Origin of the sequence: Pseudoalteromonas maricaloris, from assembly GCF_024746855.1 — a bacterium.
In the GTDB taxonomy this organism is placed as follows: domain Bacteria; phylum Pseudomonadota; class Gammaproteobacteria; order Enterobacterales; family Alteromonadaceae; genus Pseudoalteromonas; species Pseudoalteromonas maricaloris.
This window is the reverse complement of the sequence record NZ_CP024625.1, coordinates 1,593,784-1,607,758: the sequence shown is the minus strand read 5'-3', so window position 1 is coordinate 1,607,758 and position 13,975 is coordinate 1,593,784. Positions and strand designations below refer to the sequence as shown.

At 43.1% G+C, this 13,975-nt stretch carries 14 protein-coding genes and 4 tRNA genes; 9 read left to right on the top strand and 9 right to left on the bottom strand.

The features are described 5' to 3' along the window. The first annotated feature begins 193 nt into the window (after positions 1-193). Both CTT31_RS06870 and CTT31_RS06865 read left to right on the top strand, forming a co-directional pair. Entirely contained in the window at positions 194-589 is a 396-nt protein-coding gene (locus CTT31_RS06870; protein ID WP_010375559.1) for a SulA-like leucine-rich domain-containing protein, read from the top strand. A 45-nt stretch (positions 590-634) separates the two neighbouring features. Beyond that, positions 635-1,111 carry a YchJ family protein gene (locus CTT31_RS06865; protein WP_211859631.1) on the top strand — a complete coding sequence of 159 codons (477 nt, stop codon included), beginning with the start codon at positions 635-637 and terminating at the stop codon, positions 1,109-1,111. A 361-nt stretch (positions 1,112-1,472) separates the two neighbouring features. On the opposite strand, the gene CTT31_RS06860 is transcribed toward CTT31_RS06865, so the two are convergent. Then, complete coding sequence (locus CTT31_RS06860; RefSeq protein ID WP_211859630.1) at positions 1,473-1,994, bottom strand: VC2046/SO_2500 family protein; 522 nt, start codon at positions 1,992-1,994, stop codon at positions 1,473-1,475. Between the two features lie 112 nt (positions 1,995-2,106). Between CTT31_RS06860 and CTT31_RS06855 the strand changes: the two genes are divergently transcribed. From CTT31_RS06855 to CTT31_RS06840, 4 genes are all read left to right on the top strand, one after another. Beyond that, positions 2,107-2,191, top strand: a tRNA-Tyr gene (locus CTT31_RS06855). 20 nt (positions 2,192-2,211) lie between these two features. Next, positions 2,212-2,296, top strand: a tRNA-Tyr gene (locus CTT31_RS06850). A 29-nt stretch (positions 2,297-2,325) separates the two neighbouring features. Next, a tRNA-Tyr gene (locus CTT31_RS06845) sits at positions 2,326-2,410 on the top strand. Positions 2,411-2,436: 26 nt separating this feature from the next. Further along, positions 2,437-2,521 (top strand) — tRNA-Tyr (locus CTT31_RS06840). Positions 2,522-2,538: 17 nt separating this feature from the next. On the opposite strand, the gene CTT31_RS06835 is transcribed toward CTT31_RS06840, so the two are convergent. Beyond that, positions 2,539-3,036, bottom strand: coding sequence for a DUF2938 domain-containing protein (locus tag CTT31_RS06835; protein WP_249122478.1), 498 nt, complete (start codon positions 3,034-3,036; stop codon positions 2,539-2,541). A gap of 72 nt (positions 3,037-3,108) precedes the next feature. On the opposite strand from CTT31_RS06835, the gene CTT31_RS06830 reads away from it, so the two are divergent. Then, positions 3,109-3,504, top strand: a complete 396-nt coding sequence (locus CTT31_RS06830; protein WP_039492270.1) for a helix-turn-helix domain-containing protein — start codon at positions 3,109-3,111, stop codon at positions 3,502-3,504. A gap of 22 nt (positions 3,505-3,526) precedes the next feature. Here CTT31_RS06830 and CTT31_RS06825 read toward each other — a convergent pair whose 3' ends face one another. Beyond that, positions 3,527-4,183 (bottom strand): M48 family metallopeptidase, encoded by a 657-nt coding sequence (locus CTT31_RS06825; RefSeq protein WP_260492244.1) that lies wholly within the window; start codon positions 4,181-4,183, stop codon positions 3,527-3,529. 226 nt (positions 4,184-4,409) lie between these two features. Between CTT31_RS06825 and CTT31_RS06820 the strand changes: the two genes are divergently transcribed. Then, complete coding sequence (locus CTT31_RS06820) at positions 4,410-5,390, top strand: ion channel (RefSeq protein ID WP_010606522.1); 981 nt, start codon at positions 4,410-4,412, stop codon at positions 5,388-5,390. A gap of 18 nt (positions 5,391-5,408) precedes the next feature. On the opposite strand, the gene CTT31_RS06815 is transcribed toward CTT31_RS06820, so the two are convergent. After that, on the bottom strand, positions 5,409-6,050 hold the full coding sequence (locus tag CTT31_RS06815; RefSeq protein WP_211859628.1) for an HD domain-containing protein: 642 nt from the start codon (positions 6,048-6,050) through the stop codon (positions 5,409-5,411). A 127-nt stretch (positions 6,051-6,177) separates the two neighbouring features. On the opposite strand from CTT31_RS06815, the gene CTT31_RS06810 reads away from it, so the two are divergent. Further along, complete coding sequence (locus CTT31_RS06810) at positions 6,178-7,368, top strand: class I SAM-dependent methyltransferase (RefSeq protein WP_010375545.1); 1,191 nt, start codon at positions 6,178-6,180, stop codon at positions 7,366-7,368. Positions 7,369-7,428: 60 nt separating this feature from the next. Here CTT31_RS06810 and CTT31_RS06805 read toward each other — a convergent pair whose 3' ends face one another. From CTT31_RS06805 to CTT31_RS06785, 5 genes are all read right to left on the bottom strand, one after another. Continuing rightward, the gene (locus CTT31_RS06805; RefSeq protein ID WP_010375543.1) at positions 7,429-7,719 is read right to left on the bottom strand and encodes a PilZ domain-containing protein; all 291 of its coding nucleotides are present in this window, start codon (positions 7,717-7,719) and stop codon (positions 7,429-7,431) included. Between the two features lie 9 nt (positions 7,720-7,728). Then, positions 7,729-8,112 carry a response regulator gene (locus CTT31_RS06800; RefSeq protein ID WP_010375541.1) on the bottom strand — a complete coding sequence of 128 codons (384 nt, stop codon included), beginning with the start codon at positions 8,110-8,112 and terminating at the stop codon, positions 7,729-7,731. A gap of 81 nt (positions 8,113-8,193) precedes the next feature. Then, the gene (gene hrpA, locus CTT31_RS06795; protein WP_260492243.1) at positions 8,194-12,087 is read right to left on the bottom strand and encodes an ATP-dependent RNA helicase HrpA; all 3,894 of its coding nucleotides are present in this window, start codon (positions 12,085-12,087) and stop codon (positions 8,194-8,196) included. A gap of 153 nt (positions 12,088-12,240) precedes the next feature. After that, the gene (locus tag CTT31_RS06790) at positions 12,241-12,669 is read right to left on the bottom strand and encodes a CBS domain-containing protein (protein ID WP_010375537.1); all 429 of its coding nucleotides are present in this window, start codon (positions 12,667-12,669) and stop codon (positions 12,241-12,243) included. A gap of 85 nt (positions 12,670-12,754) precedes the next feature. Further along, complete coding sequence (locus tag CTT31_RS06785) at positions 12,755-13,783, bottom strand: isoaspartyl peptidase/L-asparaginase family protein (RefSeq protein ID WP_039492281.1); 1,029 nt, start codon at positions 13,781-13,783, stop codon at positions 12,755-12,757. Between the last annotated feature and the right edge of the window lie 192 nt (positions 13,784-13,975).

Below are 13,975 nucleotides of genomic sequence, written 5' to 3'. Positions count from 1 at the left end.
CTTTACTCATACTGAACTTTCGTCAATTAAGCTCTCATTTCAAAAAACCACAACCATTTGTTTTATATTAAAAATTTAAACTAAATAAAAATTAAGCTTGAATATTGATTAAAAAGCTAGCAATTTTCCTTGCATTCACACACTGTATAAACTACTGTATACAAATACTGTATAGATAACCAGTGAGACAATTATGTTACACAGCAATACACTTCTACAGCCAAATAATTCGACTTATTACACACTTAACGAAATCAATAATGTAATCGTTGAAGATGAGATCGTCGCTAGCTTAGAGTTACTTAAAGTTTTACATAAATGTCAGCATAAACAAGGCTGGACGCTACTCGTTGCGCCCGATAATGTACCAAACAAGTCACTGCTAGAAAGTGCTTCAGTTGATGCAAGCAAGTTGCTCGTCATTAGGCAAAAGCACATATACGACCTTGAGTATGTACTTAAAAGTGCTATCAGCAATGGTAATTTCGCTGCGGTGGTGATTTGGACTGATATTGCATCAGTGCAAACTATCAACAAAATGGAACTGCCGGTATCTGACGTTGCGATCCACTGTTTTCAAAGCGCTTAACAAGCTACAATAACAGGATATAAATTTGTTAAAACTGAAGTTTTTATGTCTTGTTATTGCAATTCATCCCTTCCCTATTCGCAATGTTGTGAGCCGTACCTTAAGGGACAAAAATTCGCAGAGCGTCCACAAATACTCATGCGCTCTCGCTATACTGCATACTGCTTAAAAGATGCAAAGTATATTCATGACACCTACGCCCAGGCTAAACAATCACAAAACAATATCGACGATATTGCTGCATTTGCTAATTATGCACACTTTATAAAATTGGAAGTGCTAGAAGAAGTAGTAGAAGCTACTCAGGGGATCGTTGAGTTTAAGGCGCACTATATCGCAGAAAACACACACTATATACTCCATGAGCGGTCAAATTTTATTACCGAAGCAGGCAGATGGTATTACTTAGATGGTGAATTGTACGATACACCTACAACCAAAGTAGGCAGAAATGACCTCTGTCCGTGCGGCAGTGACAAAAAGTACAAAAAGTGCCACGGTACCAAAAATAACCTGAATTAGAGATTAGATACAAAGCAATAAAAAAGCTTGAAGCAAGCTAAGGATGATTAAAGGCCGTTTAGCTTATACCAGTTGTATTAAGTAAATGATCTATCTTGAAGCGGGGAAATAGCTTTAGTAGCAAGGCAAACATTTTGCTATTTAGTTGTTCTAAATGAGAAATTTTTAACGAAGCTAATATGCTATTTCACCCTTCAAATTGATTAGAGAATTAATTCAATTGGTATTAAACATGAGGCACGATAAGCATGGCGTTTTATGTCAGTCTAGTAACGAAGCAAACAGCTGTGAAATGACAAGTTTTAATACCCGTTTGTCTTAAATTTGCTCAATTTTGAAGGAGTAAAAGCAGCTAATGTTGTTACGCCGTCGCGCGTAACATACTCTGCATATCACCCGTTGCAATTTGATCATAAAAACCAGCCGCATCCATTGCCTTATCAGCAACTAAGGCCTGTTTACCTTGCGCGCTCGCCAAACGTCTTTTAACCGCTGGTTCCAAATTTTCTACGACTTCGAGTGGAATATGCTTTTTATCATTTCGTGCGGCAAAAGGTTCTGGATTTAAATTTTCTTGCAATCGCAAGGTTGCCATCGCCCCCATAGATACCAGCTGCGCGTTATGCTGACCAATAAGCATATTGTACTCTTTTGGCGCAAGCGGCTTTTGTGGACCTATTTCAAATTGCTTTTTTAGTGTTTCTTCTGAGTTATCTTTTGCGGCAGCTTCAGATTTTGGTAGGTGAAATTGGCTAAAATCTAATGCATCGGTTGATAGCATAGATAACAGCATGGCAAAATCGGCAGAGCGCGTCTCATGAACACTAATGTTCAATGCGGATCCTAATTGCGACTCACTGATTAAAACGCCATCAATTTGCATGTATTCCAACCGATTATTTTGCTAATTATGAATTTATCGGCCTTTTTCCGAAAAACTTTAGTAGTTTTCTTTACTTCGAAAAAAACTTTGTTATTATCACCGCCGTTGTTTAGGAGGGGTTCCCGAGCGGCCAAAGGGATCAGACTGTAAATCTGACGGCTCAGCCTTCGCTGGTTCGAATCCAGCTCCCTCCACCATAAACAACAGTTACAATTTCGGAGGGGTTCCCGAGCGGCCAAAGGGATCAGACTGTAAATCTGACGGCTCAGCCTTCGCTGGTTCGAATCCAGCTCCCTCCACCACTTTCAAATTGTAACGCTTTAAAATGTATGGAGGGGTTCCCGAGCGGCCAAAGGGATCAGACTGTAAATCTGACGGCTCAGCCTTCGCTGGTTCGAATCCAGCTCCCTCCACCACTTTTAAAGTAAACGCTCCAAATGATGGAGGGGTTCCCGAGCGGCCAAAGGGATCAGACTGTAAATCTGACGGCTCAGCCTTCGCTGGTTCGAATCCAGCTCCCTCCACCACCTTCTATTGCTTGCTCTCACAATAAGCTTACATATATAAACGAGCTTAAAAACAATCCAAAGCCAAAAATCAAATGTGCTGCCATACTTTTTACCCTTGCCTTATTCGGCTCTGGTAATTTAGATGCTGCTACCCCTGCACCAAAACAGGGTTGCATAATAAAAAATGGAAAAACACACGTTATTAAGCCAAAAACTAACGCAATGAAAAGGCTAGGCTCAGTCAACCAAGGCTTGCCCACGCTCAGTAGTAACACCAAGGCGAATACAATCCCAATGAGATAATGCACGCCCCAGCCAATGACACGTTCACCAAATATTGGTTTACTACGCCCGATACCTTGATGCGTAAGCTGACCTTGACACAAGTGTCCAATCCACCTACCAACCAATGCATAATCTAAGCCCTTTATGGCAAACACGCGACTGAGCATAAATGCCCACAAATCCATAACAAGCGTTGCACCTACGCCAATCACAACTGCTGGCATTAACATCATATATAGGTTTTCCACAATTTTTACTCCTCTTTTTTACTGATAGCCGCTATCCTACTAGTTCAAGTTAACTTTAAGTCAAGGGCAAGAATGGATATCAGTGAAGTAGCAAAGAAGTCTGGTTTACCCGCATCCACGCTTAGATATTATGAAGAAAAAGGACTGATCCGATCGATTGGTCGACAAGGGCTCAAACGTGTTTTCCCCCCTTCGATACTTGAACGTCTAGCGCTTATTACACTAGGCAGAAACGCAGGCTTTTCGTTAGATGAAATAGCGGACATGTTTACCCCCGAGGGTAAAGCGGATATTGATAGGGCGAAGTTACAATCCAAAGGGGATGAATTAAATGAAACCATTAAGCATTTAACTGCAATGCGAGATGGCCTCTATCACGCTGCCAAATGTCCTGCGCCAAGCCACTTTGAATGTCCGACATTTCAGAAGCTGTTAAAACGCGCAGCAAAAGCGAGACCCGAGAAATAATAGGCATAAACAGGACACTATGCTAATGCTCAATCATCAAGTCACGACCGTGGTCACGTAAATAACGCCGAGCCATTTTATGGTCGTGGCCATAGTACTTTGTTACCAAATGCCAAAATGCGCTATTGTGTGCCATGACATGAAAATGGCAAAGTTCGTGCACTACCACATAATCAATTACCCACTTAGGCGCACCAATCAAAAGCGTATTAAACGCAAGCACGCCTTTAGATGAAAAGCTGCCCCAGCGGCTTTTATAAACGCGTATTTTTAGCGTATCAAAGCGAGCTTGAATATCAGGTTGATAGCGCGCAATAACCATATCTACATAGTCATTTAGCGTTTCGCTTAACAGCGTAACTAATTCACGCCATTCATTTTTGACAGCCTTAAGTAACACCCTTTTGTTATCAAAATCAATTACAGAGATCGTGCTTTCGCCCCTTTGAATGGTAAAGGTCTCACCGAATACTTGCACAATTCCTGTTTCCAGTGGCCGAGGGCTCTCAGGTGTGATTTTTAGAGCAAGCTTTGATTTTATCCAATCGGATTTGCTTTCCACCCAATTATGTAACCAGTGCTCGCAAACTTGCTCTGGTGCATACACAAATACTTGGCCAGCTTTTATTTTTATCGCAACGCTCTTACGCTTTCGGCTTTTCTTCAATTGATATTGCAAGGTAACAAATTCTTAGTCACTAAAGCATGCATTATAATATGAGCAACTTATCAGAGTCACTGCAAACGCCATGTAAGATGATGAATTTGATCAACAATGACAATACAACCATCAATAGTGTGGTTTCTAACACTCTATAAATTAGAAAGATTTTTTCGTTAAATCACCGTATTTATTATTTTTGCTGCTACGCTTAATGAAAAAGGCATTTTGATTTAGGCAAGCTATGGCTGATAAACCCATTTGCCAATATGTGTCACCTGAGGGAAAAAAATGCAGTGAAATCGATATGGGCTCAGGTTACTGCTTTTGGCATGACAATAAATTCGATAAAGGTGGCTTGGAGCTAAGCCAAAAGCTTGAACGCTACGCCAAGCGCGGCGGTTTGTTGCAAGGCTTAGAGTTGAAGCGAGCCAATTTAGAGGGGCTCAATCTTGTTAACTTTGAAAATCATCATGGCTATGATCTATCTTATAGCAACTTTTATCGTGCCAATTTGAAAGGGGCGCACCTGTTTAATAATACCATTAAGCATGCGTCGCTAATGAAGGCCGATTTGAGAGAAGCAAGTCTGCACTGCTGTAATTTAGAAAGCACCAATTTGCTCGGCATAAAGCTTGAAAACACCCGTATCGATAATATGGAACTCGGCGAGCAATTACTACAAGAGCAGCAAGCTTTTGAAGCTCGTAGAAACCGAGCCAAAGAAGACGCGGAAGACTTGTTTCTACAATCCGAAGAGATCTATCGTTTACTACGTAAGGGCGCAGAAAACCAAGGACTATTTGAAATGGTTGGGCGCTTTACATATAAAGAGCTGCGCATGCGACATGCACAGTATCCACGCTTTTCAAAACGTCACCTTATTTCCAGCTTTGTCGACTTATTATGTGGGTATGGAGAAAAGCCGGAAAATGTCATTCGCTTCAGTTTAGGTATGATAATTACCTGTGCATTTTGCTATTTTCTATTTGGCGTTTCGTTTCAAGACCAGATAATGCAACTGGACTTAGACAACAGTGTATCTGAAAACGTCATGGCGCTGCTGAACAGCTTTTATTTTAGTGTTGTTACCTTCACAACCTTGGGTTACGGGGATATTACGCCTGTGGGGATCTCCCGGCTGATCGCAGCAGTAGAGGCTTTTACCGGCAGCTTTTCATTAGCGCTATTTGTGGTGGTTTTTGTAAAGCAAATGACGAGATGATACTCATCTCGTCATTTTTTAATCCGCGATTTCTGATTTCAGTTGTTCTAAAAAATCCAGCATATATTGGGTGCGGGTTTGTGCCTGCTCACGGGCTGCGGTGGTATGCATGTTATCTTTAATATGCAGCAGCTTAATGAAGAAGTGATCTAAGGTATATTTGGTATCGTCAGCTTTTCTGTGCTCACAAAAGGGGTCTTCTACATTGTAAAGATTACGCGCTATCGCCCCACCTACTTTCATACAGCGGCTAACACCTATCGCCCCTAACGCATCCATTCTGTCTGCATCTTGGACAATTTTGGCTTCTAATGTCGTGGGTGTGACACCGGCGCTAAAGCTGTGTGCAACAATGGCGTGATGAATAGCCTCGAGTTTATCCGTGTCGTACTTCAACTCTGTTAGGAAGGCAACCGCCTTATCTGCAGCTAATTTCGACGCCAGCGGTCTATCTGGATGATTTTTTGCTACGGCAACACAATCATGTAACCAAGCAGCAGGGATCACCACAGCAGGATCCGCCCCCTCAGCTTCGCAAAGCGACTTTGCGACTTTAACTACACGCTTGATATGAGACAAATCATGGGCGGTATCTGCACATGGTGTCGACAGCATAAACTCTTCACATGCTTTTTCTAATTCATGCATTTTTAACGTCATTAAGCTCAACTTTTATTAATATTTGACAAATAAACCCACACAAATTCAGCGGGAAAGGCATTACTGATTGTATGTTGCCACACCCTTCACTAAAATGGCAGCTATCAGGAAAGATTAGAGAAAATATATGACTTGCGCGCTATATCTGCAACCAGGCAGAGAAAAATCCCTTAACAGAAAACACCCTTGGGTTTTCTCAAAGGCCATTAAAAAAGTAAAAGGTAAACCCGCCCTTGGCGATACCGTTAAGATATACAGCAATGAGGGTAAATACCTCGCGACAGCCGCTTACAGTCCAGACTCTCAGATCCGAGCCAGAATTTGGACATTTGATGAATCACAACATATCGACCAAGCGTTCTTTGAGCAAAAACTCGCACGTGCACTAGCAGCCAGAGAATATGTTATTGCTGAAGGTGGTTTAACTGGCTTTAGATTGTGTGCCGCAGAATCAGATGGTCTGCCAGGTGTAACAATTGACAAGTTTGATAACTACTTGGTTTGTCAGTTGCTAAGCGCTGGTGCCGAACGCCACAAGGGTGAAATAGTAATGGCATTGCAATCACTATTTCCTGATTGTCATGTTTACGAGCGCTCAGATGTTGATGTGCGCAAAAAAGAAGGCCTTGATAAAATTACCGGACCGCTTGCAGGCGACGCACCAACCGCACCAGTCCTTATAAGCGAAAATGGTTTAAAGATTGAAGTCGATATCATCGGCGGCCATAAAACCGGTTTTTATCTAGATCAACGCGACAGTAGAGCCGCGTTAGAGCGCTTTGTAAAAGACAAAGAAGTGCTTAACTGCTTCTGCTACACCGGTACATTTGGCCTTTATGCACTGCGCGGTGGCTGTAGTAAAGTAATCAACGTTGACGTATCGCAGCCAGCACTCGACACAGCTAAACGCAATGTAGAACATAATGAACTAGACTTATCGAAAGCTGAGTTTGTTAAGCAAGACGTGTTCAAACTACTAAGACAGTATCGTGATGAGGGCCGTCAATTCGATACTATCGTGATGGATCCACCAAAGTTTGCAGAAAGTAAGGCGCAACTTAACGGCGCTTGTCGTGGCTATAAAGATATCAATATGATTGCCATGCAGATATTAAAGCCAGGTGGCACGTTACTCACCTTCTCATGTTCTGGCCTTATGGAACAAAACCTGTTCCAGAAAGTCGTTGCAGACGCTGCGCTCGATGCCGGTAAAGAATTGTTAATTATGGAAAGGCTAAATCAAGCAGCCGACCACCCTATTGCAGGCAATTATCCAGAAGGCTTTTACCTAAAAGGCCTAATTTGTAAGGTCTATTGATTTAGCAATTTACAGTGGTATCGGAGGAAACTTCAATACCACCTTTAGGGCTTAGGTAATCTAATTAAACTTGGTGATTTCAAGCCCTACAATCCACTGCTCGTCCTGTTCTTGACTACAGCGGATCACGGTCGCGTGAGCACTAAGTGGCTGGATCATATCGCCACTGGAATCAATGAAAATGTCAACGGTTGAATTTGCTTCAATTGGGTCGCTCACTGTCACCGACAACCCTGTGGCGCTTAAATCGTGACAAACTCCTTGGTGCACTTTACCCGACTCAAGCTCGGTTAATTTTGCAACTGCATCCACCGACATACGCATAAAACGGCGTTTATCTTCATTGATCATATAATGCTCCTACACCATTGATTTTATTTTTTCTAATAGCGATTGCATTGAAAATGGCTTTACCACATAGGCATCGCAGCCGGCATCGAATCCCGCTTTTTGTTCTTTTTCGGACTCTAAACCAGATACCATTAATACAGGAATGTCCTTCGTCTCTGGTGTATTTTTCAACATTCGACAGGTGTCGTAACCGTCAAGGCCCGGCATACACACATCAAGCAAAATAGCATCTGGAGGATCAGCAATCGCATTAGACAAGCAACTCGTGCCCGAGTTTGCATAGCTCAGCTCAAACGCCCCTGACAGCGCCACTTCGAGCATTTCATAGTTAAAATACTCGTCGTCGACCACTAGCAGATGCGGTGCATTTTTCCTTTTCTCTCGTGTGGACATATTCAATGCCGCTTCCTTCTCACAATCCAAAACTTTACTTCCTCATATAATAAAGTAACTGTCGTACTCTAAAATGCAAGTTTATATTTCGCACTCTTTTATCGAATTCAGAACGCGTTTAGCCGAAATTGGGTAAGCCGTTCCTAATGTTTGAGCAAACAAAGACACGCGAAGTTCCTGTTGCATCCAAAAAATATTTATAAGCGACTCTGGTACAGGTAATCCAGAAGGAATTTTTGCCAACTTGTCTTGATAGGCCGCAGCAACTTTTTCCAATTCTAGTACACACAGCCTATCTCTGTTTGGATCTACCGCAAGTTTTTCAAGCCTTTTTTCAATCGCTTTCATGTAACGCAAAATATCAGAGATTTTGTCAGCACCATGAGCGGTGACAAAGCCTTTAAAGATAAGACCGGATAACTGAGATTTTATGTCGCCGTGCGCGGTGATCATCGTGAGATCCACTCTGCCTTTCATACGCTTGTTAATACTGTGGGCAATACTAAGCACAGCCTCAACTTGCTTCGCAATTTCAACTACAGTGTCACCTAGCTCAGCTCGAATGTGTTCTTTGGCTTTTTCAAACGCGACGTCATCTCTGATCTCACCAAATGCACGCAGCAACTTATCAACCCCAGCTTGCGTACAGTCATCAACTAAATCATGCACTTTACCAAAGGGGTTAAAGTACAATCCTAACTTAGCCTTATTTGGTAAGTGTTGCTGCAGGTATTTAACAGGCGAAGGAACATTGAGTAGCACAAGACGGCGCAATCCTGCTTGATGCGCCGCTTGGGCTTTTACTTCGTTATCAAACAGTTCTATAGCCGCACTTTGCTTTTTATCGACTAATGCAGGGAAAGCCTTAATCTCATAATTGCCTTGCTTTTTAGTATATTGCTCTGGCAGCTCGCCAAAATCCCACTGCTGAATATCCGTCTGCTCAATCCCTTGCTCTGCCACTTGCGAAAGCGTCTCGGTCACTTGCCCTTGCAACTTTGCCTTAAGTGCCAATAAATCAAAGCTATGGGCTATCACCTTGCCTTTGTCATCAACTACCTGAAATTGCATTTTTAAGTGCGGCTCAAGTGAACTAACGTCCCAATCTGACTCGGCGACTTTGACACCTGTCATTCTGAGTAAACGGTTGGCCACCGCTTCTATAAATGAGCCTTGCATTACCTCAACGGCGGCAAGCACAGCATCGGCATAATTTGGTGCCGGCACAAAGTTACGTCTTAAGGTCTTCGGCAGTGACTTAATAAGCCCACAAACCAGCTCATGTCTGAGCGCAGGGATATGCCAATCAAAACCTTCATCTTGAACTTGGTTTAATAATGCCAGAGGAATATTGACCACCACGCCGTCTAGTGCTTGGCCTGGGTCAAAGTGATAACTGAGAGGCAAGATCAAATGCCCTTGCTGCCACGTATCTGGATAATGAATATCCGTGATATGCTCGGCGTCATGCTTCATTAACAGATCGCGCGTCATATGCAAAAAGCGTTTGTCTTTTTGCTTTTGTGAACGCCACCATTTACTAAACGCAGCACGATTATTTACGTCTTGTGGAATTCGATCGTTATAAAACGCAACCACATCTTCTTCGTCGACTAGGATATCGCGACGCCTCGCTTTATCTTCAAGCGCCTGCACTTCTTCAACCAATTTTTGGTTTGCGCTTAAAAAACCTTCGCTCTGGCCAAGTTGACCGTTTGCTAACGCTTCACGAATAAATATCTCTCGGCTAACCACAGGATCAATATCGCTATACACCGTGCGTTTGCGGCCAACGATGATCAAGCCGTATAAGGTTTGTTGTTCAAATGCGATAACCGCCCCAGCCTTTTTTTCCCAATGCGGCTCGCTATAGCTGCTATTAACTAAATGCTTGGCGAGCGGTGCAATCCAATTTACATCGATCTTGGCATTAACCCGAGCATAAAGTTTACTGGTTTCCACAAGCTCCGCAGACATCAGCCACTTAGGGCTTTTCTTAAACAGTGTTGAACCGGGGAAAATATGAAATTGGCTGTTACGTGCGCCTTTAAAAACTTGCTTTTGCTTTTCGTCCTTCACACCAATATGGCTAAGCATACCGCTTAGCAATGATTGATGGACAGCCTCATCACTTGCAGGACTGCTATTTATTTTAAAGCCGAGCTCCTCACATACCGTGGTCAGCTGATATACAATATCTTGCCACTCACGTACGCGCATATAGGCCAAAAAGTCTTTTTGGCATTGCTTTCTAAACTGGTTGCGCGTTAGTGCTTGCTGCTGCGCTTCGATATAATTCCATAGGTTTAGATATGCAACAAAGTCAGAGTGTTCGCACTCAAAGCGATTGTGTTTTTCGTCAGCTGCTGCACGTTTGTCTTGAGGACGCTCTCTTGGGTCTTGAATAGACAGTGCCGCAGTGATCACTATCGCTTCCCAAAGCGCGTTGTTTTGTGCCCCTGACATCACCATCTTGGCAAGCCTTGGGTCTATGGGTAAGCGACTTAGTTTACGACCTGATTCTGTGAGCTTGGCTTTTTCTCTGCGCTGTGCAGGAACTATCGCCTCCAACTCTTCAAGTAACGACATACCATCTTTGATATTACGGCTATCAGGCGCTTGTACAAATGGGAATTGACTTATATCACCAAGTCCAAGTGCCAGCATTTGCAAAATAACCGAAGCTAAATTGGTTCTTAGAATTTCAGGGTCGGTAAACTCAGGACGCCCTAAAAAGTCGTCTTCAGAATATAAGCGAATACAAATACCGGATGCCACACGCCCACATCGACCTTTACGTTGGTTTGCACTGGCTTGTGATACCGCTTCAATCGGTAAGCGTTGCACTTTGGTTCGATAACTGTAGCGGCTTATTCTCGCAGTACCCGGGTCGATAACATAGCGAATACCTGGTACGGTCAATGACGTTTCTGCAACGTTTGTAGACAATACGATGCGCCGTTGGCTATGGGGCGCAAAAATGCGATTTTGTTCGGCATTAGACAGGCGCGCATACAAAGGTAAAATCTCAACGCCTTTTAAATTGCGTTTTGCCAGCGCATCAGCGGTGTCACGAATTTCACGCTCACCGTTCATAAATACCAAAATATCCCCGGGTCCTTCGGCACAAAGCTCATCAACCGCATCAAAAATGCCCTGCAACTGGTCATTTTCTGCTTCGCCATTTTGTGAGTCTACATCTTCAACTGGACGATATCTCACTTCTACTGGATAAGTTCGCCCTGACACTTCAATAATAGGTGCGTCACTAAAATGTTTGGAAAAACGCTCTGGGTCAATGGTTGCTGAGGTAATAATCACTTTAAGATCTGGACGCTTCGGCAACAACTGCTTTAAATAACCCAGAATAAAATCAATATTCAGGCTACGCTCGTGCGCTTCATCAATGATGATTGTGTCGTACTGGTTGAGGAATCTGTCTTGTTGAATTTCCGAGAGCAAAATACCGTCGGTCATCAGTTTGACGTATGTATTGTCAGAAACTTGATCTGAGAAGCGAATTTTAAATCCAACTTCTTGCCCCATCTCGCAGCCAATTTCTTCTGCGATACGGGTAGATACACTTCTTGCCGCTAGTCTTCTTGGTTGTGTATGACCAATATAGCCATCCACGCCTCGACCTAACTCTAAACAAATTTTAGGCAGCTGCGTGGTCTTCCCCGAGCCTGTTTCACCGGCAACAATAACCACTTGGTTATTCGCAATGGCTGCTTTGATGTCGTCTTTTTTCTGGCTAACAGGTAATTGCTCAGGATACTCTACTGCTGGAATATTAGCACTTCTTGTTACCTTTAATTCTTGGCTTTTTGCTATTGCAGCCGCTACTTTTGCGACTACCTGCTTTTGCTTTTCTTGATCGGTAATTTTTTTCGCACCATGGAGGCGCTTTTTGAGGATGAAGTGATCCTTTTTAAGACATGAATTTAGCTCTTTGAACAGCGAGTCAACCTGCACTACACGACACCTTGTGATTACATAAAACGCCGTGTAGTTTATCAAATCAGATTAGACGAACCCAACTAAATTTGGTTAGGAATTGAGATTTTTGCTGTTATTCTCAAGGCAACTCCTCATGGGTTAACTTAACAGCTCGTAAATTTCATCGCTTTATACGTAGCGGTGACCAGAGACATAAGCATCATGTAAATGCTTATCCAACGCTAATAACACATTTGCACGACTGATAACCCCAAGTAAGCGCCCTTCATCGTCAACTACCGGGTACACTTTGGGCTTATTACAAATCATCAAATCTGCCATTTGCACTATGCTGTCTTCGCGTTTTACACACAGAGGCTCTTTTGTCATCACATCGGACACCACGCTATGAGACTCATTTTGATAGGTCGCCTCTAACATTTTTTTGAGACAATCCTGCTCAGATAAAAACCCAATAACCCGCCTTGCTTCGTCTATAACCGGCCCGCCCGACTGGCCGCTTTGTAGCAGCTTTTCTACAGCTGATTCTACGCGCATGTCCTGTTTGAATGTTACGGGGCGATGATTTAAGTAGTCTGCGACTTTTATTGATTGCATTGCTCATCTCCATTAAAAACGCCAGCTATCATGATAATAGTAGCTGGCGTTTGAAGAACTTGCTTAATCTCAACGAAATATTGTTTTACTCGCTATAAATACCAACATAGGTCGGTGTTGTTGACGACTTGCTCGCACGATACATTCCAGCGGTATTAAATGGCATGCTAATATTTCCTTTAGGGTCAACTATGATCACCCCTCCCGTGCCACCAATTGGATATAGCGTATCAAAAATCACTTCTTGCCCCGCTTTTTCAATCGACTTGTTTTGATAAGCGACACGAGCACAAATATCAGCTGCGACATTATATCGAATAAAATACTCGCCATGTCCCGTTGCTGAAACAGCACAAGAGCGGTTATCCGCAAATGTGCCCGCACCAATAACCGGTGAGTCACCTATCCGTCCGAAGCGTTTAGCCGTCATGCCACCAGTTGACGTTCCAGCAGCTAAATTCCCCTGCTTATCGAGTGCGACAGCCCCCACAGTTCCCATCTTATATTGGCTCTCTAATTGTTGGTGTGCCGCCTGATAGTCTTTGGTCGCCGCTTCTTTCATCTGCAATCGCTTTTTCGCCTTTAGGAGCGATTGATAGCGAGCATCGGTGTCAAAATAGCTGTTTTCCACTAACGTAAATCCGCGTTTCTTAGCAAAGTCTTCCGCACCTTCACCACTTAGCATGACATGTACTGAATGCTGCATCACTTCTTTTGCCAGGTTGATTGGGTTTTTAATGTGCTTCACCCCCGCCACAGCGCCCGCTTGGCGATTACGACCATCCATGATTGACGCATCTAGCTCATGCCCTTCATCATAAGTGTACACGGCCCCCTTACCAGCATTAAAAAAAGGCGAGTCTTCAAGAATATTAATGGCTGCCGTTACCGCATCAAGGCTTTCCCCACCTTGTTCTAGTACCTTATACCCCGCTTCAACGGCTTCTTTTAATTTAGCTTTGTATTGTTTTTCTTTTTCTGGTGTGAAGTTACTGCGCTCAATCGTACCAGCTCCTCCATGAATGGCGATCGCAAACGGTGGCGCTTTCTCGTCAGCGACAGCAGCTGTCGCCGACAAGGCTAATAAGGCTGCTAACAAAGAGATTTTTTTCATTTTTATACCTTGGTTCGTTGTTAAACTTCAGCATGAGGTGAATTTTAGAACGATGCAAGCTTTCGCGTTAAAATTGTCAAGCTAACCTATTTACAGTGTGGTTGAAAGAAACTCATGAGCAGCAAGACACAACAGCAAATTTGAATATTTTTCAATCAATTCATGGTTGTTATTTCGACCACGAAATGGAAA

What these genes read in the sequence shown, in the direction of transcription:
- CTT31_RS06790 (WP_010375537.1), bottom strand. Translation starts at nt 12,669, where the DNA reads ATGCAATCAATAAAAGTCGCAGACTACTTAAATCATCGCCCCGTAACA.
- CTT31_RS06800 (WP_010375541.1), bottom strand. Translation starts at nt 8,112, where the DNA reads ATGTCCACACGAGAGAAAAGGAAAAATGCACCGCATCTGCTAGTGGTC.
- CTT31_RS06830 (WP_039492270.1), top strand. Translation starts at nt 3,109, where the DNA reads ATGGATATCAGTGAAGTAGCAAAGAAGTCTGGTTTACCCGCATCCACG.
- CTT31_RS06785 (WP_039492281.1), bottom strand. Translation starts at nt 13,783, where the DNA reads ATGAAAAAAATCTCTTTGTTAGCAGCCTTATTAGCCTTGTCGGCGACA.
- CTT31_RS06870 (WP_010375559.1), top strand. Translation starts at nt 194, where the DNA reads ATGTTACACAGCAATACACTTCTACAGCCAAATAATTCGACTTATTAC.
- CTT31_RS06815 (WP_211859628.1), bottom strand. Translation starts at nt 6,050, where the DNA reads ATGACGTTAAAAATGCATGAATTAGAAAAAGCATGTGAAGAGTTTATG.
- CTT31_RS06805 (WP_010375543.1), bottom strand. Translation starts at nt 7,719, where the DNA reads ATGATCAATGAAGATAAACGCCGTTTTATGCGTATGTCGGTGGATGCA.
- CTT31_RS06865 (WP_211859631.1), top strand. Translation starts at nt 635, where the DNA reads ATGTCTTGTTATTGCAATTCATCCCTTCCCTATTCGCAATGTTGTGAG.
- CTT31_RS06860 (WP_211859630.1), bottom strand. Translation starts at nt 1,994, where the DNA reads ATGCAAATTGATGGCGTTTTAATCAGTGAGTCGCAATTAGGATCCGCA.
- CTT31_RS06820 (WP_010606522.1), top strand. Translation starts at nt 4,410, where the DNA reads ATGGCTGATAAACCCATTTGCCAATATGTGTCACCTGAGGGAAAAAAA.
- CTT31_RS06810 (WP_010375545.1), top strand. Translation starts at nt 6,178, where the DNA reads ATGACTTGCGCGCTATATCTGCAACCAGGCAGAGAAAAATCCCTTAAC.